Source organism: Selenomonas ruminantium subsp. lactilytica TAM6421 (assembly GCF_000284095.1).
GTDB lineage: Bacteria > Bacillota > Negativicutes > Selenomonadales > Selenomonadaceae > Selenomonas_A > Selenomonas_A lactilytica.
The window spans coordinates 2,862,031-2,883,917 of record NC_017068.1 but is presented as its reverse complement, the minus strand read 5'-3'; the positions used below and the strand labels follow the sequence as shown (position 1 = coordinate 2,883,917).

Genomic DNA, 21,887 nt, shown 5'->3' with positions numbered 1-21,887 from the left:
GAAGCAATAATAATCAAGATTGATTAGGGGGTATTACAATGACAATCAGCAAAGACCGCATGATGCAGGGCATGCAGCGGTTTGGCGGCGCCATGTACACGCCGGTCATCCTGTTCGCATTCTTTGGTCTGACGGTAGCATTGTCCATCATCTGCAAGAATGAAGGCATACTGGGGAGTATCGCCGCGCAGGGGACAGTTTGGTATGATTTCTGGTACGTGGTAGAACAGGGAGCCTGGACGGTATTCGCCCAGATGCCGATCCTCTTCGCCATCGCTGTGCCAATCGGCTTTGCCAAAAAGGAACAGGCCCGTTGTGCCATGGAAGGTTTCGTCATCTACATGCTGTTCAACTACTTCATCGCCGGTTTCCTTTCCCTTCATGGTGCATACTTCGGCGTGGATTACAGCCAGGATGCCGGAGCTGGCACAGGGCTGGCCATGATCGCCAACATCAAGACCTTGGACATGGGTATGCTGGGGGCCATCTTCATTGCTTGCATGACCGCGTATCTGCACAACCGCTTCTATGATACGAACATTCCCGACTGGCTCGGCATTTTCAAAGGCCCTGCTTTTGTCGTCGCGGTAGGCTTTGTGGTGATGATTCCCATCGCCTTCCTCTTCTGCCTCGTATGGCCGGCTGTACAGCATGCCATCATGCATTTCCAGGATTTTTTAAAGACCAGCGGTCTGGTGGGCGTCTGGGCCTACACTTTCTCCGAAAGAATCCTGCTGCCTGCAGGTCTGCATCATTTCATCTATCTGCCCTTTATCTTCGGCCCGGCTGTCTGCGATGGCGGCATTCAGGCTTACTGGCTGCAGCATCTCAATGATTTTGCCAATAGTGCCCAGAGCCTCAAGGATATGTTCCCGGAAGGCGGTTTTGCCCTCCATGGCAGCTCCAAGGTCTTCGGCCTGCCCGGTGCAGCCCTGGCCATCTACATGTGCGCTAAGCCGGAAAAACGCAAGAAGACGGCGGCACTGCTTATCCCGGCAACTCTTACCGCTGTGATCTGCGGTATTACGGAACCCTTGGAATTCACCTTCCTGTTTGTGGCACCGCTGCTTTATCTGGTGCATGCTGTTCTCTCTGCCTGCCTGTCCACGGCTCTCTATGCCATGGGGCTGGCCGGCAACTTCGGCGGCGGCCTTATCGACTGCTTTGTGCAGAACTGGATTCCGCTGTTCCAGTACCATTCCGGTACCTATATCATGCAGATCGTCATCGGTCTGTGCTTCACGGCAATTTATTTCGTTGTTTTCCGTACCTTGATCCTGAAATTCGACTATGCAACTCCCGGCCGCACGGCTGATGATGTGGAAGACAAGCTCTTCTCCAAGGCTGAATACCAGGCCAAGAAGGAAATGGAAGAGATGGGCCTGGCCGATAATGCGCTGGCCATCAAAGCCAAAGTATTCCTCGACTGCCTGGGAGGCCCGGACAATATCAAGGAAGTCACCAACTGTGCAACCCGCCTGCGGGTGACGGTAGCAGATGCGGATAAGGTGGCTGCTGTGGGCAAGTTCACCAAGGCCGGTGCCTTCGGACTTGTGAAAAATGGCAAGGCCGTTCAGGTTATCGTGGGGCTCTCCGTGCCTCAGGTGCGCAGCTATTTCGATGCCCTGCTCAAGGGGGAAAAGATTGAGGACGCTGCACCCCAGCCGGCAGCTGCCCAGGAAACTGCTTTGGACAACAGCCTGGCCATGAAACTCCATGCCTGCGTATCCGGCAAGCTCATCGATATGAGCGAAGTCAAAGACGATATGTTCTCCCAGAAGATGATGGGCGATGGCATTGCCATCGAGCCGACGGGCGATACGGTGGTTGCACCGGCAGATGCCGAAGTCACCATGATCATGGAAGAAAGTCTCCATGCGATTGGCCTGCGTTTCGCCAATGGTGCGGAAATCCTGATCCATATCGGCATTGATACGGTAAAACTGAATGGCGAAGGTTTCCAGGCACTCGTCAAAGCTGGCGACAAAGTGAAGGCTGGCACGCCGCTGATCCGGTTCGACCAGCAGGTCATCAAGAACGCTGGTTACCAGACCACGGTCATCATGGCAGTAACCAACTCTGCCGACTATCCACAGATGCAAAAGCATGAAGATGCAGAAGTGGAAGTCAGTACAACCCCGGTACTCGTATTCTAATGGAGATTTGAAATGAAAGAATTGAAATGGTGGCAGAAGACCAATGTCTATCAGGTATACCCCAAGAGCTTCCTGGATACCACGGGCAGCGGCACGGGAGATATCAACGGTGTAACCGAAAAACTGGACTATCTGAAAACCCTGGGGGTGGGGGCCATCTGGCTGACGCCGGTCTACCCCTCTCCGATGGTGGACAACGGCTATGATATCGCTGATTTCACGGGTATAGATTCTTCCTATGGTACCATGGCGGATATGGAACGGCTGATTGCTGAAGGCAAGCGCCGGGGTATCCGCATGGTCATGGATCTGGTCTATAACCATTCCTCCGATAAACACCCCTGGTTTATCGATTCCGCCAGCAGCCGTGACAGTGAACACAGTGACTGGTATATCTGGCGGGATGCCAAGCCCGATGGCTCGGCGCCCACCAACTGGCGGTCCATCTTTGGCGGCAGTGCCTGGACCTGGTGCGAGGCCCGTCAGCAGTATTACCTGCACACCTTCGCTGCGGCCCAGCCGGATCTGAACTGGGAAAATCCTCAGGTCCGGCAGGCACTCTATGATGCAGCCAACTTTTGGCTGGACAAGGGCGTGGGCGGTTTCCGCATCGATGCCATCGTCTACATCAAGAAACCGGCAGAATTCGTGGATGGCGAGCCGGACAGCGATGATGGGCTGGTCAATATCCATTCCATGATTGCCAATACCCCGGGCATCCTGGATTTCCTGCATGAATTCAAGGAAAAGGTCTTCCAGGGCCATGATATCTTCACCGTGGCCGAAGCCAACGGCGTGGCGCCGGAGGATCTGGACAAATGGGTAGGGGATAAGGGCGTTTTCGATATGCTCTTTGAATTCTCCCATATGAATCTGGAATTTCCCAAGGGCGAGCTTTGGAGCCAGGCTACAGGTTATACCCCGCAAATCATTCCCCAGCTCAAAGAGGTGCTGACGGCCAGCCAGCAGGCTACGGCCAGGAATGGCTGGTACCCCATCTTCTTTGAGAATCACGATCAGATGCGCTGTGTCAAGCATTACTTCCCCGCTACAGCAGATCGGAAACGTGCAGCCAAGGCCATGGCTGCCAGCCTGATGACACTTCGTGGAACCCCCTTTATCTACGAAGGTCAGGAATTGGGCTTGGATAATGTGGCCTGGGAGGCTATCGACGATTACAACGATATCTCCTCCCATGGCCAGTATGAATTGGCTCTGTCAGAGGGCAGGACGGAGGCGGAAGCTATGGAGATCGTCCATCGCTACAGTCGTGACAATGCCCGCACCCCCATGCAGTGGACGAAAGGCAAAAATGCCGGTTTCAGTACCGGCACCCCTTGGCTGCCTGTCCATGAAGATTATCGTCAGCAATGTGTGGAAAGCGAAGCATTGGAAGAAGATTCCGTGCTGAGCTTCTACCGCCAGCTGGCAGCTCTGCGGCAGACCGGCGAAGCAGCCGGTGTCCTGCAGCAGGGTGATTACACTGAATTATTAGCAGATGATCCTGCCGTTATGGCCTTCAAACGTCATTTTGGCTGCCGTGAGGTTTATACATTGGTAAATTTCACCGGTCAGGAACAGGAATACAAGCTGCCGGAACTGAAGGAAGCAAGATTGCTGACGGAAAGTATCCCAGGCAGCAACCAGGGGAACTTGCGCCCCTATGAAGCAGTTATTTACATCAAGGAAACAGGTGAAAATTTATGAAAATAGGGGCAAGCGATTACGATGGAACCCTGTTCCGTCAGCGAACCATTGCGGCAGAGGATGTGGAAGGTGTCAAGGCCTGGCAGGCAGCAGGTCATAAATTCGGCGTAGTCAGCGGCCGTGACTATGGCATGCTGATGCCCCAGCTCAAATATTATGGCATTGATTCGGACTATGTCGTAGGTAATAACGGCGGCATTATCTGCCGGGCCGATGGCACACCTCTGTGGCAGGGGAGCATTCCCCTGCGGGTGCTGACCGAAATCGTGCGGGAACCCAGCGTGCGCCGCTCCTTCCACTTTGCCTTTTCTGCTGTGGACAGGACCTTCCTCTACCATGAGCGGGAGGGATCCTGGATCATGCGGGAGGCAAAAGAATGGGATTTCCCCATTGTGAAGATCACAGAGCAGGACATCATGAGCCTGCCGCAGATCCATCAGTTCTGTCTGGGCTATCACGATCCGCGGGAAGCGGAGGCAACCAGTGAGATCCTCAATGAAAAGTACGGTGAATACATCCATGCTTACCCCAATAATGGCAGCGTGGATATCACGCCTCTGGGCGTCAGCAAAAGTCAGGGCATTGCCAAGCTGCTGGAACTGATGGACTGGCAGGATGCTGAGGTGTATGCCATTGGCGATGAAATCAATGACCTGCCCATGCTGGAGGCCTATGATGGTTTTACTGTTGATACTGCCCGGGATTTGATCAAGGACAAGGCCAGAGCCGTGTATCCCTCTGTGGGCGGGATGCTGGTGGATAATCTGTAACAGACTGACAAGTGAATAAGGCTCCTCTTTTCAGGGGAGCCTTTAAATAAACATATTAATATATGATTATATGTTGGAGTAGAGAAAGGGAGCTTTGGTTATGAGAATGAACAGGAAAGTTGCCGCAATCTTAGCAGGTTTGACCGTGGGGGCCATGGGGCAGGTCTACGCCGCCAGTGCGGACAGCTTCAGCGATGTGCCGAAAGATCATTGGAGCTATGAAGCACTGGATTATCTGGCGAAGGAAGGCGTCATCGAGGGCATGGGTGACAATACCTTCCAAGGCGGGCGCACCATGACGCGTTATGAAATGGCCTCCATCGTGGCTAAGGCCATGCAGAAGGGCGGTACCAGCTTTGGAGATAAAGCTGTGCTGGACAAACTTTCCGCAGAATATTCCGGCGAACTTGATACGTTGAAAAAGCGTGTGGATGCGCATGACAAGGATATCAAGGAATTGAAGGAAAAGGCTGACCGCTTCCAGCTGCATGGTCTGGCCCGGGTGCAGATGGGCGATGACAATGGACTGAAACATGATGCCCGTGCTTGGGGGACGGAGAAGAATGGCGATTATAACAACCGCTTCTATATGGATCTCGAAGGTTCTATGAAGATTAACAACCATGCCACGGCCCGGTTCACCATTGAGAAGAATGCCCGCTATCGGGACAAAGAATATGTGATGAAGGATGCTGTGGCAGCGGATGATTCCGGAAAACTGCATAAGATCAATGCACCGGTAACGGGAGAACTTCGTGATATGCCGGATATGGACACGAATCATAGCGGCCTGGTAAGCAATATCTGGGTGGAACTGCAATTGGGCAAAAAACACGATTGGTACACCAATATCGGCCGTAAGTGGAATGGCATTGGCATGCAGAATCTGTTGCTGGGCGGTCAGGTGGATGGCATTCAGACCTATCATCCCATTGAACATGGTCATGGTTGGTGGCTCAGTGCCCAGTATTGGAAATCTTCCTCAGATTGTTCAACGTATACGCCGATATTTGAGAAGAATGCTGCCGGTGAGTATGAATACAAAGAAACCAAAGTTCAGGCATTGCGTTCACCGGTCAATGCTACCCTTGATTTCTGGGGCCCTCTGGGCAAGTACGTAAATGCCAATGTTGGTTATACTCATATTGTTGGCAATAAGTATGATAAAAATGGCGGCGGCAATGGCTATTGGTATGATACGAAAGGCTTTGTCAATGCCGATATCAGCGTGAAGCCGCTGAAGGATGTAACCCTGACGGGTTCTTATGTCCATGCTTTCACCAAGCAGGATGAGAACTTCGGTCATGGTGACCGGGATTGGGCCTTCAAGGCAGAGTATAAGGGGACAGATCTCAATCGTGTGGGCAGTTATGGACTTTATGCGAAGTATGTGAACCTCGGTGCCTTTGCTGACCTGGGCCATGATGATGAGTGGTCCACCCGCGAACCGACCTTCACCAATGGCGTCCGCGGCTGGTACTTCGGTTTTAAGTGTGTGCCGGCACATAATGTAGAGTGGGAAACCCTCTGGGCACCGCATCTGTCTGAGCAGATCACCTGGAACAATCCTGTGAAACGTCATATCCTCCGCACCTGGTTGGACTTCCATTTCTAAGCGGAAAGGAGCTAAGGAATATGAATCGCAAAGAATCTTTGCAGGCTGCCATTGGCTTGTCTTTGGCGCTGGGGCTTTGGGCAGCCCCTATGGCGTTCCCTGGGGCTGAAATTCCCGCCGGCCTGTCTGCTACGGCAGAAGCTGCGCAGGCGGTGGGCCCGACGGATGTGGTGCTGGTGGGGACGGTACAGTCCAAACTCGGTGCTGGCAATGATTGGGCTCCGGCTGATGGTGCGACCATCATGCAGCCTGTGGGCAATGGCAAGTATCAGCTTAAAGGCAAACTGCCCAAGGGCAATTATGAATTCAAGGTTGCCATCGGCGGCAGCTGGAATGAGAATTACGGTGCAGGCGGTGCCCGTGATGGCGGCAATATCAGCCTGAAACTTGCGGCGGAGAAAGAAGTCACCTTTACCTATGACAGCCTGAGCCATGAAACTACGGTCAGCTACGAGGGCATGGAGGCGGATCAGGCCGCAGCGAAAAAGGCAGAAGCGGCACAGGGGCGTGTGGTTGTGCTGGCCGGAACCGTGCAGTCCAAGGCCGGCGCCCAGAAGGATTGGGACCCGGGCGATATGGCCACCCGGATGAAGCCGCTGGGGCATGATTCCTACAGCCTGTCTGTGGACTTGCCGGCGGGAACTTACTATTATAAGGTGGCCGTGGGCGGCAGCTGGGCGGAAAACTATGGTCTTGGCGGCAACTTTGACGGTGCTAATGTGCAGCTGACTTTGCCCAAGGCCCAGAGGGTTACGTTCTATTATAATGACAAAACCCATGCCATCGCTGACAGCACCAGTTATAAGTGGCTGGACAATGCCAGCCTGCCGAAACTCAGTGGCAGTTTCGGTGCGCTCAAAGATGATACCATGCAGGATCTGCAGCTGGCGGAGTTCTATCAGCAGACGGTGGAGCTGAAAGCTGGCAGCTACGAGGTCAAAGTGGCGCAGAAGGGCAAGAAGTCTTTGACGCAGACGGTGCATATCAAAAAAGATGGCGCGGTGACATTCTATTATGACAGCAAGGAAAACCGCTTGATCGCGGATGATGGGCGCATTTCGGAAAAGCAGGTCATGCATGATAGCTGGAGCAAGGCTTACCGCGTACCCTTTGAGGCGATCAAGGCGGGATCTCCGGTAACGTTGCGGCTGGCTGTGGGCAAGGATGAAGTGTCAAATGTCAAGGCTGTACTCTATAAGGCCAGGATTACCGCCAACGGAGGCGATGAGTACAATCCGGATTTTGCCGCCGGCACGAAAGAGGAATATCCGCTGACGCTTAAGGAGTCCCATGGCGGCCGTGATTTCTGGGAAGTTACCCTGCGCCCGCAGGAAAATGGCATTTATGGCTATAAGTTTGTTTTGGATGATACCAAGGAATACGGCGATGATGATAAGCCGGGTCATACAGGGGCACTTAAACTGCGTGGAGCTAAGCCCTTCCAGCTGACGGTGTACAGCGCCGACTTCCATACTCCGGACTGGGCCAAGGAAGCCGTGGCCTATCAGATTTTCCCGGATCGCTTCTTCAACGGCGATCCCGCCAATGACAATGCCCGGACCACGGCCCGGGGCAATCAGCCGGTGCAGCATCGCGCCTGGACGGATCTGCCGGCCAATGCCAGTAAGTCGCCCGCAGCTGACGGGGATAAGTGGGAATGCAATGATTTCTTCGGCGGCGATATTGCCGGCATTACCCAAAAGCTTGACTATTTGCAGAAGCTGGGCATTACGGCCATCTATGTGAATCCTTTGTCGGCCGCCTGCTCCAACCATCGTTATGATGCAGTGGATTACGGCCATATCGATCCCATGCTGGGAACGGAGAAGGAATTGCAGACACTGGCTGCGGAAATGCAGAAGCGGGGCATGCACCTCATCATGGATGGCGTGTTCAACCATGTGGGGGATGACTCCATCTACTTTGACCGCTATGGCAAGTACAAAACTGTGGGCGCTTATGAATATTGGTCGCGGATTTACGACCTGATGAATGACAGGCATATGAAGCTGGAAGCGGCCAAGGCTGAGGCGAAAAAGCAGTTGGAGGCTGAAGGGCAGGTATTCTCCCCCTGGCATTGGGAGAACTGGTTTGAGATCCGCAATGAAAAGACCAAGGACAGCATGGGCGAAAAATACGCCTACCATGACTGGCAGGGCTTTGACAGCCTGACGCCCTTCCGCGATGATGATTATCCCGGCAGTGAAGCAGGCACCAAGGTTTCCGATTTGGGCGATTATCTCCTGCGGGGACGCGATGGTCAGAAGGGCGTCATCATGAAGTGGTTTGATGATGGTCTTTCCAGCTGGCGGCTGGATGTGGCCAAGGAAGTGCCGCCGGGATTCTGGCAGAATGTCCGCAAATCGGTAAAGTCCATCCGCACCAAGTCCGGGGATGAACCCATGCTGCTGGGCGAAATCTGGCAGGATGGCTCTCAGTTCCTGACCGGTGACCAATTCGATTCCGTCATGAACTATAAGCTGTCCTTTGCTGTGGGGGATCTGTTCCTGAATCAGGGCAAGGCAGAAGCCTGTGATGATGAACTGACGGTACTGCGGCAGAACTATCCCAAGGAAGCTCTGTACAATCTCATGAATATCGTGGATTCCCATGATACGGTCCGCGCCATCTATAAGTTTGGCGGCGGCAAGGAAAATGTGGCTCAGGCTTCCCGGCAGGACTTTGATTACCGTTTGGGCAAGGCCCGGCTGAAACTGGCGGCCATGTTCCTGATGGGATATCCCGGCATGCCGACGGTATACTATGGTGATGAAGCCGGTGTCTATGGCAGCGCCGATCCGGATTGCCGCCGTACTTATCCCTGGGGACGGGAAGATAAAGAACTGGTGGAATTCTATCGCAAGGTTATCGGCGTGCGCAATGGTCATAAACAGCTCTTTGCTCACGGCGATGTGCAGACGCTGCTGGCCAAGGGCGATGTCTATGCCTTTGGACGGACGCATGCTAACGGCGAGGCCGCTATTGTGGCCTTGAATCGTGGCAGTGCCGCGGATGTGGAACTGCCTGTGACCTTCGCTGCGGATGGCACGGTATTCACCGACCAGCTGACAGGCGCAAAGGTCAGCGTACAGAATGGCAGGGTGAAATTACACCTGCAGGAAAATCAGGGCATGATGCTGGTGAAGTGATTTTTGACTGGTCAGATTTATTTCTGGCCAGTTTTTTTATGGGAGGTTGCAGGAAAATTCTGTTTTCGAGGCGTATATTCACAGTGAGAAGTGTCATTTCGCCCAGAGAAGGGAGTGTCTGTGATGGCGAAGCTGAAATACATCTTTCTGACGTTGTTGGTCATTGCTGTGGCTGGTGTGGGCGGCTATTATGCTGCGATACAGTATGACCAGACACGGGCCATTGTGCAGGCCGAGCAGGATAAAAAGGATGCGGCTAAGCAGGCGGCTTTGGCAGAGAAAGAAGCCAAGGAGGCAGCGCTGCGGGAAAAGGCCCGCCGCAAGCAGGCACTGATCGACAAGCGTACCGGGCGGGCAGAGGAACCGGATCAGGTGGTGCGCGGCCTGACGGCAGATATGCTGGTGGCTAAGGAAATGGACGGTTCCACCTATTATCGTTATGAAGATCCTACGGAGGATGGCATTTTTATTCAGCCGTATCTGGTACGTGATGCGGGCGGGAAGGCAGTGGTGCATATCATCCTGCGTCATCGGGGGGACAAACCCATGGGCTTCCATGGGGTAGGCCTGCAGACTGGTGAAGACAGCATTTTCTTCGTGCGTACAGCTGGCAATGTGGTGACTTCCAAGACAAACAGTGGCATCATGGAATGGTGCGATCAGGTTGCCGATGCGGAAACCCTCAAGGCTATGCGTGAAGTGGGCGATCAGCTGGCCGGAAAAATCCTGATGCTGGGGGTTGATGGGGGCTCGAATGATGACCGGATGCTCTCAGCCATCGAGGCGCAGCGCATCAAAAACATTCTGGAGCTTTGCGATATCTACAATGGCAAGAAAAAGACGGAATAGGGGGCATTGACATATGGAACCGGCATTGTTTTCCCCGATGGTGGCCAATATCATCATCATATTGGCAGGAACAATCAGTTTTGTGGCCTTGATTGGTGTGGCCTATTGTTATTCCATCCTCATCAGCAAACGGGACAGCTTTACGAAATTAGATAAATTTGAACAGGAATTGAAATCCCTGCAGCAGGATGTACAGGAACTCAAGAAATATGTAGCTAAGCTGCAGCTGCAGGAGGCGGCGCCCATAGACAGAGGCGTTCCGGCAACGGCCGTCAATACACAGAAAAACAAGCCTGCGGATAAGACACTGCCGTCGGAAGTCTGGCAAAAGTTTGTGGATGACTATAATAATCTGGCCAAAAGTATGAATGTACCCAAGGCAGCAGAGGCCTGTGAGAATTTTGTGCGGGATCATAAACTGCATCTGCTGGTCTGTGTAGAAACAGAAGCACAGAGTGGTGGTAGTGCAACACCGGTATATGCGCCGGTGGATAAAGTGAATCTCAGCAATTATTGGGCCTGGAGCGTAACGGGGCAGCCCGAAGATTTTGTGGTGGTGCCTAATCCGTTCGTTGAGTATACGGAAAAACTTCATCAGGAGAGTGGCATGAAAGAAACATTTGCCTCTAATTATGAAACAGGCTCTTTCCGTCAGATCCAAGTAAAACTGCCCGCCCATTTCCGCCAGCATCTTGGTGCCTGGAAGATTGTGCAGCCAGGGGTTATTCGGCTGACATAAAACCTTTTCCCGCGCTTGCGGGATTTTTTTTGCATTTTTTTCAAAAAAGGTGTTGACATATGCATAGAACTCGTGTAATATATTACAAGTCGCTGACAGACACGGACACGAAACAGCACAGCAAGCCTTGAGTGGCAGGCCGCTGGAACGTTCCGAAAAGCTTCAAAAAAGAATTTAAAAAAGTTCTTGACAAGCTGATCTGCTGGTGATAAGATAAATGAGTCGCTTGAAGCGACGGGCACTTCTGAAGAGTGCGACAATGATTGTTCTTTGAAAACTAAACAATGCAAAATAATCATGCAACATGATTAAGCCAGATGTTTGAAGAAGTTTTTACTTCTTAACAAAACATCGATTGGTATGAACAACATAGCAATCGGCAATTTCTTTTATAGATAATTAGAGCTTGATTAAGTTCTTCATATTTTATGGAGAGTTTGATCCTGGCTCAGGACGAACGCTGGCGGCGTGCTTAACACATGCAAGTCGAACGAGGCAGATTTTCAACACTGAGTACTTGATAAAGTCACTTCGAGCGTCATTGCGACGAAGTCGCAATTTCACTTTTATAAAGTGCTTAACTAAGAGTCGAGTATTGAGTGTTGAAAAGATGCCGAGTGGCAAACGGGTGAGTAACGCGTAGACAACCTGCCGCAAAGATGGGGACAACAGTCCGAAAGGACTGCTAATACCGAATGTTGTCAGATTCCCGCATGGGAGACTGATTAAAGATGGCCTCTACTTGTAAGCTATCGCTTTGCGATGGGTCTGCGTCTGATTAGCTAGTTGGTGGGGTAACGGCCTACCAAGGCGACGATCAGTAGCCGGTCTGAGAGGATGAACGGCCACATTGGAACTGAGACACGGTCCAGACTCCTACGGGAGGCAGCAGTGGGGAATCTTCCGCAATGGGCGAAAGCCTGACGGAGCAACGCCGCGTGAGTGAAGAAGGGTTTCGGCTCGTAAAGCTCTGTTGACGGGGACGAATGTGCGAAATGCGAATAGTTTTTCGCAATGACGGTACCCGTCGAGGAAGCCACGGCTAACTACGTGCCAGCAGCCGCGGTAATACGTAGGTGGCGAGCGTTGTCCGGAATTATTGGGCGTAAAGGGAGCGCAGGCGGGAAGGCAAGTCAGTCTTAAAAGTGCGGGGCTCAACCCCGTGATGGGATTGAAACTGTCTTTCTTGAGTGCAGGAGAGGAAAGCGGAATTCCTAGTGTAGCGGTGAAATGCGTAGATATTAGGAGGAACACCAGTGGCGAAGGCGGCTTTCTGGACTGTAACTGACGCTGAGGCTCGAAAGCGTGGGGAGCGAACAGGATTAGATACCCTGGTAGTCCACGCCGTAAACGATGAATGCTAGGTGTAGGAGGTATCGACCCCTTCTGTGCCGGAGTTAACGCAATAAGCATTCCGCCTGGGGAGTACGGTCGCAAGACTGAAACTCAAAGGAATTGACGGGGGCCCGCACAAGCGGTGGAGTATGTGGTTTAATTCGACGCAACGCGAAGAACCTTACCAGGGCTTGACATTGAGTGAAAGATCTAGAGATAGATCCCTCTCTTCGGAGACACGAAAACAGGTGGTGCATGGCTGTCGTCAGCTCGTGTCGTGAGATGTTGGGTTAAGTCCCGCAACGAGCGCAACCCCTATCATTTGTTGCCAGCACGTTATGGTGGGAACTCAAATGAGACTGCCGCGGACAACGCGGAGGAAGGCGGGGATGACGTCAAGTCATCATGCCCCTTATGTCCTGGGCTACACACGTACTACAATGGGATGGACAGAGAGCAGCGAACCCGCGAGGGCAAGCGAACCCCATAAACCATCTCCCAGTTCGGATTGCAGGCTGCAACCCGCCTGCATGAAGTCGGAATCGCTAGTAATCGCTGGTCAGCATACAGCGGTGAATACGTTCCCGGGCCTTGTACACACCGCCCGTCACACCACGGAAGTCATTCACACCCGAAGCCGGTGGGCAAACCGCAAGGATGCAGCCGTCTAAGGTGGGGGCGATGACTGGGGTGAAGTCGTAACAAGGTAGCCGTATCGGAAGGTGCGGCTGGATCACCTCCTTTCTAAGGATTACAAAATCTTAGGTCGGAGCATCTGGAATTTGCATTGTCTAGTTTTGAGAGAATAATCTCTCTAATATGTACACTGAAAACTACACAGAAGAAATCAAAATGTATCAATTTTAACCAATGGTCTACACGACAGTGTAAACAGAAGGTTGAACGAACATTTTAGGATTCTAAAGCATAGACATCACAATATGTGATACCTTAAAAGCAAACGAAAGTTAAGCTACCAAGGGCATATGGTGGATGCCTAGGCGTTCCGAGCCGATGAAGGACGCGATAAGCTGCGAAAAGCCATGAGGAGCCGCAAGTAGGCTGTGAGTCATGGATGTCCGAATGGGGCAACCCGGTACGAGTCATGTCGTATCACCTAGATTCTAGGAGGCACACCCGGTGAACTGAAACATCTAAGTAACCGGAGGAAAAGTAATCAAAAGAGATTCCCTCAGTAGCGGCGAGCGAACAGGGAAGAGCCCAAACCGGGAGTCTTCGGACACCCGGGGTTGAGGACCGGCATAAAAGGAAGACAATTTAGCTGAAGCTTCTGGGAAGGAGCGGCACAGAAGGTGAAACCCCCGTAAGCGAAAAGTTGTCCAATGGGCCGGTATCCAGAGTACCACGAGACACGTGAAACCTTGTGGGAAGCAGGGTGGACCACCATCCAAGGCAAAATACTACGGAACGACCGATAGCGCATAGTACCGTGAGGGAAAGGTGAAAAGAACCCCGGGAGGGGAGTGAAATAGAACCTGAAACCGTATGTCTACAAGCAGTCGAAGCTCTTTATATGAGCGACGGCGTGCCTATTGAAGAATGAACCGGCGAGTTAATTTATGTAGCGAGGTTAAGTGGAAGACACGGAGCCGAAGCGAAAGCGAGTCTTAATAGGGCGAAAGTTACATGGATTAGACCCGAAACCACAGTGATCTATGCATGGCCAGGTTGAAGCTCAGGTAAAAATGAGTGGAGGACCGAACCCGTGAGTGTTGAAAAACTTTGGGATGAGCTGTGCATAGGGGTGAAATGCCAATCGAACGTGGAGATAGCTGGTTCTCCCCGAAATAGCTTTAGGGCTAGCCTCAGGCGACACATAAAGACGGTAGAGCACTGATCGGACGCGGGTCTGTAATGGATACCAACTCCAGTCAAACTACGAATGGCTTTATGAGAAGAACCTGGGAGTCAGAATGCGAGTGATAAGACCCGTATTCAAGAGGGAAACAGCCCAGACCGCCGACTAAGGTCCCCAATGCTGTACTAAGTGGAAAAGGATGTAGGACTTCCTAAACAACCAGGATGTTGGCTCAGAAGCAGCCACCATTTAAAGAGTGCGTAATAGCTCACTGGTCGAGAGGCCCTGCGCCGAAAATATCCGGGGCTCAAGTACAGAACCGAAGTCGCGGCATGCGCAAGCATGGGTAGGGGAGCGTTCCATAGGCGTTGAAGGTTGACCGGAAGGACAGCTGGAGCGTATGGAAGTGAGAATGCCGGTATGAGTAGCGAAACGGCCAGTGAGAATCTGGCCCACCGAAAGCCTAAGGGATCCTGGGCAACGCTCGTCGTCCCAGGGTAAGTCGGGACCTAAGCCGAGGCAGCAAGCGTAGGCGATGGACAACAGGCGAAAATTCCTGTACTGCATGGAGTTGTTTGAGGATGGAGTGACGCAGCAAGGAGTCTGAGCTGGCGAATGGAAATGCCAGTCGAAGGCGGTAGGCTGGAACGGAGGCAAATCCCCGTTCTGAAAGGCTGAGAACCGATAGATAGATAAATCCTTCGGGATGCATCAAATTCAGACGTACTACACTGCCAAGAAAAGCTTCTAACGAGACGACATGTACCCGTACCAAAACCGACACAGGTAGGCGGGGAGAGAATCCTAAGGTGCGCGGGAAAACCCTCGTTAAGGAACTCGGCAAAATGCATCCGTAACTTCGGGAGAAGGATGGCCGGAGCTGGTGAAGAGATTTACTCTTGGAGCTGGAGCCGGCGACAGAAGAGAAGCCCAAGCGACTGTTTACCACAAACACAGGTGCCTGCTAAAGAGAAATCTGACGTATAGGTGCTGACACCTGCCCGGTGCTGGAAGGTTAAGAGGACGGGTCAGCCGCAAGGTGAAGCTCGGAATTGAAGCCCCAGTAAACGGCGGCCGTAACTATAACGGTCCTAAGGTAGCGAAATTCCTTGTCGGGTAAGTTCCGACCCGCACGAAAGGTGTAACGACTTGGGCACTGTCTCAACGAGGGACCCGGTGAAATTGAAATACCTGTGAAGATGCAGGTTACCCGCGACTGGACAGAAAGACCCCATGGAGCTTTACTGCAGCCTGTCATTGATTTTTGGCATGTAACGTACAGGATAGCTGGGAGACGGAGAACTACAGTCGCCAGATTGTAGGGAGTCAATGTTGGGATACCAGCCTTTGCGTGTTAGGAATCTAACCCTGAGAGCAACGACCTCGGGGACAGTGGCAGGCGGACAGTTTGACTGGGGCGGTCGCCTCCGAAAGAGTAACGGAGGCGTCCAAAGGTTCCCTCAGCGCGGACAGAAATCGCGCGAAGAGTATAAAGGCAGAAGGGAGCTTGACTGCGAGACAGACACGTCGAGCAGGTACGAAAGTAGGGCTTAGTGATCCGGTGGAATGAGAGTGGAATTGCCATCGCTCAACGGATAAAAGCTACCCTGGGGATAACAGGCTAATCTCTCCCAAGAGTCCATATCGACGGGGAGGTTTGGCACCTCGATGTCGGCTCATCACATCCTGGGGCTGAAGCAGGTCCCAAGGGTTGGGCTGTTCGCCCATTAAAGTGGTACGTGAGCTGGGTTCAGAACGTCGTGAGACAGTTCGGTCCATATCCATCGCGGGCGTAAGATACATGAGGGAAGCTGCTCCTAGTACGAGAGGACCGGAGTGGACGGACCGCCGGTGTACCAGTTGTTTCGCCAGAAGCATAGCTGGGTAGCTGCGTCCGGAAGGGATAAACGCTGAAAGCATCTAAGCGTGAAGCCTGTCCCGAGATGAAGTATCTCATGGAGTAATCCAGTAAGATTCCTTGAAGAAGACAAGGTAGATAGGTTGGGAGTGGAAGTGCCGTAAGGCATGCAGCGGACCAATACTAATAAATCGAGGGCTTATCTTTCAAAAGACTAGAATGTTCGACATTGAAATTTCTTCTGTATAGTTTTGAGTAGTACATACTCAACTGAATATCTGGTGACGATAGCTGAGTGGATCCACCTGTTCCCATACCGAACACAGTAGTTAAGCACTCATACGCCGAAAGTACTTGTCTGGAGACGGACTGGGAGGATAGGGCGTTGCCAGTTAAAGCGAAAGCACCCGTAAGGGTGCTTTTTTCGTGTATATGTGTTATACTGTCATTGTTGTTATTTATTCTATATAGAGGGGGATTATCTATGGTAGAAGAATTCAAGAAATTTATTATGCGGGGCAATGTCCTCGATATGGCTGTTGGTATCATCATCGGTGCTGCCTTTGGCAAGATTGTGACTTCCTTCGTCAATGATGTATTGATGCCGCCGATTGGTCTCATTTTGGGGCAAGTGGATTTCTCCAATCTGTTTATCAATCTGTCGGGCACACCGGCTGCGACTTTGGCTGAGGCAAAAGCTGCTGGCTTGCCGGTTATTGCGTATGGTTCTTTCCTGAATGCCGTGATTGACTTTTTGATCGTGGCCTTTGCGATCTTTATGCTGATCAAACAGGTTAATCGCCTGATGCCGAAGAAAGAGGAAGAACCGGAGAAGGATCCCCGTCTCTGTCCCTATTGCAAGACGGAGATCCCCGAGGAGGCAACGAAGTGCCCCCATTGTACTTCTGATCTGTGATTTATTCCACGCCAAAGCGTTCTTTGGCTTCCTGAGACAGTCGCTGGTATAGTTCCAAAGCCTCCTGATGGTGGGTTTGGATATATGCCAGCTGGCTGTCTTTTTCATTTTCCGGCCCGTCACAGTATGCATGTCCTGCCATTTCCAAGGCCTTAGCGCATTCGGAAAGCTTTACGCCGCCAATGGACAGGGCGGTGGATTTCAGGGCATGGACGTGGGTGGTGTAGTCGGCGATGTTTTGCGCAGCCAGATCGTTGTCCAGCTGCGCGCTGACAGCTTCCCGGCGGGAGACGAACATGGTGAGGAATTTTTTCTGCATATCCTCATCATTGCCGCAGTAGTTCATGGCCGTTTCCAGATCGATTTGTTCATTGGCAGCGGCATTAGTGGCTGTTCCGCTGCTCGGGATAATTTTTTCTGGAGGCAGATATTTTGCCACCATGGCTTCCAGTGTTTTGCCATCTACGGGTTTGGATAGGTAGTCGTGGAAGCCTTTTCTCAGAAACATTTCCTTCACCCCGGCCACGGCATTGGCTGTAAGGGCGACAAAAGGTGTATCCTTGCATTGGCTGGTAATGAGTTTTTGCGCCCGGGCAAGGGTTTCCAGGCCGTCCATTTCCGGCATCATGTGATCCAGGAATATGAGGTCATAGTGGTTGTCCTGGATCAGCTGCAAACATTCTTTACCGCTGCAGGCAGTATGGATGTTGATGCGGGTTTTTTCCAGGAGGCTTTTGACTACCATAAGGTTCATGTCGTTGTCGTCCACTACGAGAATATGGGCTGTGGGAGCTGTAAAGCTTTCCTGATAGCCTTTTTCATCCTGCAGGGCGGCCTCGATGCGGACATTGAAATCGCCAATGGGATCTTCTTTTTCCACCAGCTGGGGAAGGCGGACGGTGAAGGTGCTGCCTTCGCCGTAGACGCTGTCCATGGAGATGGTGCCGGCCATCATTTCTGTCAGCCGCACGGTAATGGCCAGCCCCAGGCCAGTGCCTTCAATATTGCGGTTTTTTTCCAGATCCAGCCGCTGGAATTTGCCGAAGAGTTTTTCTTTATCCTCTTCCCGGATGCCAATGCCTGTATCCTGGACGATAAATTCCAAATACAGGCTGTGCTCAGTTTGCTCGGTGGCTTTGACGGTGAAGGTGACACTGCCTTTGGGGGTGTATTTGACAGCATTGTTGAGGATGTTCACAACTACCTGACGCAGACGCACTTCGTCGCCGTATAGGGCGTCGGGGATAGTGGCATCCACATTCATTTTGAATTCCAGCCCTTTCTGTCCGGCCTTGTAGCTCACCATGTTGTAAAGATCGTTGAGTACGGAGCTTAGAGCGTAGCTGACAGGGACGATTTCCATTTTGCCGGATTCGATTTTGGAAAAATCCAGAATGTCATTGATGATGGACAGCAGGGTTTCGCCGGCACTTTTCACGTTAAAGGCATATTTCTTGAGGTTGCCGCCGGCCTCCCGCATAATCATCTCGTTCATGCCCAGAATGGCATTCAGGGGCGTGCGGATTTCGTGGCTCATATTGGCTAAGAAGTCGCTTTTGGCCTGATTGGCCCGCAGGGCTTCGTCCCGGGCTTCCCGCAGGGCAGAGCTTTCCTCGGCGGCTACCTGGTTGGCAAAGGTATAGAGGATAAAGACGCAGAACAGAACCATCAGCAGGCCGAACACCCAAAGGACAATGCGGTGGATATTGGTGATGCCGGTGACAACAGAACGCCATTCGTGATAGCCGATGATGATAAAGCTGGTCTCGGGGATGGGGGCGGCATAGAGCACGTAATCCTCATTCAGGTCGGGATCGAAAATGGAGGCCTCCCGGCTTTGCTCCATTTTGGCCAGCAGTTGATCAAGCCCCAGCGGGGCATCCTTATCGGCATCATAGAAGTCGCTATAGCGGTATTTGTCAAAGGGAATAACCACCCGTTGGGTATTCAAGTCATAGATGAGGAATTTTTCTTTTTCTTGCTGGTCAGAAAAATGGAAAGGGGAGTTGGTGTCGTGCAGGGCGCTTTCCGAGTGCAGCCGGCACAGGACATGGCGTACGGTAGTGCCTTCGTAGACGGGCACCATCACCACCAGCCCTATGTCCTTGTAATAGCACCAGCTGGGGGCACCCTGCAGGGTACGGGCGCATTGCAGACGGGCTTCCGGGGGCAGGGTGACACCCTGCAGGCTCTGGCCATTGATATCCAACAGGCCGCCCAGATAGCCCTGACCGCTGATGAACTGCACGCCATTTTCCGGGGTGATTTTATGGGTAGCTATCAACTGGGCAATCTTGTTCAATTCCTCCATTTCCCCTCGCAGCAGGTTATGGTAAACAAAGCTGCGCAATCCTGCCTGGTTGAGGTTGAACTTTTCCACTTCGTGGTTGAGTGATTCGTTCATCTTGCTTTGCAGAGCCATGCCGATAAAGATAAGGATGGCCAGAAAGAGCAGGAACCGGCCTAACAGGTGCATGGCGAAGGTGAGCATGCGTTTTTCCGGACTGGCAGGTTCCGCCAGATTATTTTGCTTCAATGATTTCCACTCCCTTCACCAGCCAGTCCATTTTTTCCCGCAGGCTGTTATGGGCAATAACTTCACCTTCTGTACAGCGTACATGACCTTCCCGGTCGATGATTTCACCGGAAAAAACATGATAGCCCTTTTCCAGTTCCTGGCGGGTGCGGATGACCATGGCTTCCTCCTGGGGCGAAAGGCCAGGCACCAGGCGCAGGGTAATAACGTCATCCAGCATGCCCTGCCAGAAGACTTTGGTGGTGTTTTTTTTGACATCGATTCGCAGCAATTTGTCATAGACTTTCTGCCAGTCGGTTTCGATGGCTGCCAGACAGTGAGGAGGCAGTTTCAGTCCGCCGCCATGGAAGTCAATATAGTCAAGTCCTAAGGAGGCTGCTGTTTGGGCCAGCTGCTGGGAGGCAGCAAAATAGGTGACAACATCGGCTCCTTCATGTTTCAGGATGTAAAGGGCCTGATTTTCCTTTTCCGGGGAAATCCACTGTCCTGTCCATTGCACCAGAATGCGGGCATCGGGGCGGACTTTTTTCACACCCAGGGCAAAGGCATTGACATCCCGGCGGGTTTCCAAAGCCGGGAAGGGGGCGAGATAGCCTACGATGCCGGTCTGTGTATGGAGGCCCGCCAAAATTCCCGCCAGATACCGCACTTCATAGTAGCGGACGGAGTAATTGAATATCTGGTCGGAAATCGCTTCGCCTACGGAATTCGCATAAAAGTCAATTTGGGGATATTTGCGGGCAATAGTTTCCAGATCATGTTGGTAGCCGGGATTGGCCAGAAAAATTTTTTTGACACCTTTTTTTATGAGCTTATCCGTGACTTGGGGCAGACTGTTGTCACTGCTGTTTACATTGTCTTCAATGTAGAGATTGTAGCCCCGCTGGTTACAGGCCTTCTGCAGTCCCTGGTACATTTCCTGAGGCCAGCCAGCGGCTTCCTTGGGGCTGGCCAGTATCAGTCCTACGCCCTCACGCCGTGCCAATATATCGGAACCGAAATAATTAATGGAAAGAAAAATGGCCAGGCAGAGAAGGGCGGCCTGCAGGATGACAAAAGCGATAAAACGCCGTTTCAGCAAATCATGACTGCTAAGCTTCATGGGGCGTGGCCTCCTCCCGCAGATCCTCTTCCTGCGTCAGCAGGTTGAAAATAATCACAAAGGGGGTGTAGATGACAATGTCCAGGCTCAGCCAAACCAGCTGCAGTACTGCGCCCATTACATCTCCAGTGGCCAGCCAGCCCTGCAGGAATACCGGGGCGGCAGATTCCACTGTATAACGGAATAGGGGGACAATCCCCCAGTTAATGGCCAGATAGCCGATGTAGACATTGAGGACGGGAGCCAGCAGATAGGGTATGAGAAACATGGGATTGAGCACGATGGGCAGGGCAAAGAGGAAGGGCTCGTTGATGGAGAGCAGCAATGTGGGAAAACAGCAGGCAGATAATGTGCGCAGTCTTTGCCGGGAGGCAAAGACCCAAATGGAGATGGCCAGCCCTAACAGGGAGATGGAGTTGGCATCAAAGAATTCCGTGGTAAAGATGTATTTTCCGGCAGCCACTTCGTTGGCCAGCTGGGCAGGGGCATAGAAAGCTTCCTGCCAAAAAAAGGTGAAGCTGCTGCCATTGAGGCCCAGCCACCACAGGAACCGGCGGGTCAATTCATAGAGAATGGCTGCGGCAGGTGTCTGGGGGAGGTTCCCATTCAGTTGAGCAGCCAGCAGCGTGGGCAGGGACAGAACGGAATGTTCCAGATCAATCCAGCCCAGGACTGCCAGCAGTGAGGCCAGCAATGTGATGACAAGGGGCAGAAAAAGTTTTGTCGAAGTGTTCATGGATAATGGCAGGCTTCGAACCAATGGCAGCTCCAGATATTGTATCCGGGCGAGATGGCAGAAAAGCCAGGTACTGCAGGTGGCCATCAGAAGTGCCAGAAAGAAGCCTCGTCCCATGAAGTAATGGTTTAGTTCATGCACATTGGGCGAAATGGCCGTAATAAAAAAAAGATAGGCAGAGGCGGTGCATAACATGGACATTGTTTCCTGTCCCTGCCAAAGGCGGGCCAGCTTCATGGACAGAACCAGGGCAAAGAGCAGGGAAAACAGCACGTTGGTAATATCCAGATAGTCCCTCAGCCGGGCGCTATTGAGGAAAAAAGCAGATTCCCGATAGGTTTGGCCATGAAGTCCCCCGGTGAGCAGACTGCCCAATCCCAGCCCATCCTCTCCCAGCAGGGGGCCTGCCGGGTTAAGGACGAGCCAGCCAAGCATTTGCAGCAACGTCAGCAGGATGATAAAGGGCATGAGCAGGCAGAAGGTTTCCTGAATGGCCTGCAGATAGGTGATCTGCCGCAGCTGGCGGGTCAGCGGAATGATAAGACCGGTCAGGAGTCCGCCGCGTTGCTGCGGCCCCGGAATGTCACTGCGGGCAGCCAT

Annotated in this window: 11 protein-coding genes and 3 rRNA genes; 11 read left to right on the top strand and 3 right to left on the bottom strand. The window is 52.4% G+C overall.

Going from position 1 to position 21,887, the window contains the following annotated elements; all coding sequences use genetic code 11:
- Positions 1-38 precede the first annotated feature (38 nt).
- The 11 genes from SELR_RS13890 (at position 39) to mscL (ending at position 16,913) form a co-directional block, all read left to right on the top strand.
- Positions 39-2,156 (top strand): alpha-glucoside-specific PTS transporter subunit IIBC, encoded by a 2,118-nt coding sequence (locus SELR_RS13890; protein ID WP_014425845.1) that lies wholly within the window; start codon positions 39-41, stop codon positions 2,154-2,156.
- 12 nt (positions 2,157-2,168) lie between these two features.
- Complete coding sequence (locus SELR_RS13885) at positions 2,169-3,863, top strand: glycoside hydrolase family 13 protein (protein WP_014425844.1); 1,695 nt, start codon at positions 2,169-2,171, stop codon at positions 3,861-3,863.
- Positions 3,860-4,633, top strand: coding sequence for an HAD-IIB family hydrolase (locus tag SELR_RS13880; RefSeq protein WP_014425843.1), 774 nt, complete (start codon positions 3,860-3,862; stop codon positions 4,631-4,633). The genes SELR_RS13885 and SELR_RS13880 overlap by 4 nt, the downstream gene beginning before the upstream one ends.
- 100 nt (positions 4,634-4,733) lie before the next feature.
- Positions 4,734-6,248: an S-layer homology domain-containing protein gene (locus tag SELR_RS13875; protein WP_014425842.1), complete on the top strand. Its 1,515-nt coding sequence runs from the start codon at positions 4,734-4,736 to the stop codon at positions 6,246-6,248.
- Between the two features lie 20 nt (positions 6,249-6,268).
- A complete protein-coding gene (locus tag SELR_RS13870) occupies positions 6,269-9,397 on the top strand; it encodes a pullulanase X25 domain-containing protein (RefSeq protein ID WP_014425841.1) in 3,129 nt (1,042 codons plus the stop codon).
- 123 nt (positions 9,398-9,520) lie between these two features.
- Positions 9,521-10,246: a hypothetical protein gene (locus SELR_RS13865; protein WP_014425840.1), complete on the top strand. Its 726-nt coding sequence runs from the start codon at positions 9,521-9,523 to the stop codon at positions 10,244-10,246.
- A 13-nt stretch (positions 10,247-10,259) separates the two neighbouring features.
- Positions 10,260-10,985 carry a hypothetical protein gene (locus tag SELR_RS17965; RefSeq protein ID WP_014425839.1) on the top strand — a complete coding sequence of 242 codons (726 nt, stop codon included), beginning with the start codon at positions 10,260-10,262 and terminating at the stop codon, positions 10,983-10,985.
- A gap of 425 nt (positions 10,986-11,410) precedes the next feature.
- Positions 11,411-13,064 (top strand): 16S ribosomal RNA (locus SELR_RS13855).
- 222 nt (positions 13,065-13,286) lie between these two features.
- Positions 13,287-16,204: ribosomal RNA gene (locus SELR_RS13850) — 23S ribosomal RNA — on the top strand.
- 70 nt (positions 16,205-16,274) lie between these two features.
- Positions 16,275-16,391: ribosomal RNA gene (gene rrf, locus SELR_RS13845) — 5S ribosomal RNA — on the top strand.
- The 16S, 23S and 5S rRNA genes sit together here, the layout of an rRNA operon.
- Positions 16,392-16,481: 90 nt before the next feature.
- Positions 16,482-16,913, top strand: a complete 432-nt coding sequence (gene mscL, locus SELR_RS13840; protein ID WP_041914448.1) for a large conductance mechanosensitive channel protein MscL — start codon at positions 16,482-16,484, stop codon at positions 16,911-16,913.
- Position 16,914: 1 nt separating this feature from the next.
- Here the strand turns inward: mscL and SELR_RS17960 are convergent, their stop codons facing one another.
- From SELR_RS17960 to SELR_RS13825, 3 genes are read right to left on the bottom strand one after another with little or no spacing between them, the layout of a single operon-like run.
- Positions 16,915-19,449, bottom strand: coding sequence for an ATP-binding protein (locus SELR_RS17960; protein ID WP_014425837.1), 2,535 nt, complete (start codon positions 19,447-19,449; stop codon positions 16,915-16,917).
- On the bottom strand, positions 19,436-20,551 hold the full coding sequence (locus tag SELR_RS13830) for a BMP family ABC transporter substrate-binding protein (protein WP_014425836.1): 1,116 nt from the start codon (positions 20,549-20,551) through the stop codon (positions 19,436-19,438). The genes SELR_RS17960 and SELR_RS13830 overlap by 14 nt, the downstream gene beginning before the upstream one ends.
- Positions 20,541-21,887: a PTS transporter subunit EIIC gene (locus SELR_RS13825; RefSeq protein WP_014425835.1), complete on the bottom strand. Its 1,347-nt coding sequence runs from the start codon at positions 21,885-21,887 to the stop codon at positions 20,541-20,543. Before SELR_RS13825 ends, SELR_RS13830 begins: the two co-directional genes overlap by 11 nt.

What these genes read in the sequence shown, in the direction of transcription:
- mscL (WP_041914448.1), top strand. Translation starts at nt 16,482, where the DNA reads ATGGTAGAAGAATTCAAGAAATTTATTATGCGGGGCAATGTCCTCGAT.
- SELR_RS17965 (WP_014425839.1), top strand. Translation starts at nt 10,260, where the DNA reads ATGGAACCGGCATTGTTTTCCCCGATGGTGGCCAATATCATCATCATA.
- SELR_RS13830 (WP_014425836.1), bottom strand. Translation starts at nt 20,551, where the DNA reads ATGAAGCTTAGCAGTCATGATTTGCTGAAACGGCGTTTTATCGCTTTT.
- SELR_RS13825 (WP_014425835.1), bottom strand. Translation starts at nt 21,887, where the DNA reads ATGGCTGCCCGCAGTGACATTCCGGGGCCGCAGCAACGCGGCGGACTC.
- SELR_RS13865 (WP_014425840.1), top strand. Translation starts at nt 9,521, where the DNA reads ATGGCGAAGCTGAAATACATCTTTCTGACGTTGTTGGTCATTGCTGTG.
- SELR_RS13870 (WP_014425841.1), top strand. Translation starts at nt 6,269, where the DNA reads ATGAATCGCAAAGAATCTTTGCAGGCTGCCATTGGCTTGTCTTTGGCG.
- SELR_RS13885 (WP_014425844.1), top strand. Translation starts at nt 2,169, where the DNA reads ATGAAAGAATTGAAATGGTGGCAGAAGACCAATGTCTATCAGGTATAC.
- SELR_RS13890 (WP_014425845.1), top strand. Translation starts at nt 39, where the DNA reads ATGACAATCAGCAAAGACCGCATGATGCAGGGCATGCAGCGGTTTGGC.
- SELR_RS13880 (WP_014425843.1), top strand. Translation starts at nt 3,860, where the DNA reads ATGAAAATAGGGGCAAGCGATTACGATGGAACCCTGTTCCGTCAGCGA.
- SELR_RS13875 (WP_014425842.1), top strand. Translation starts at nt 4,734, where the DNA reads ATGAGAATGAACAGGAAAGTTGCCGCAATCTTAGCAGGTTTGACCGTG.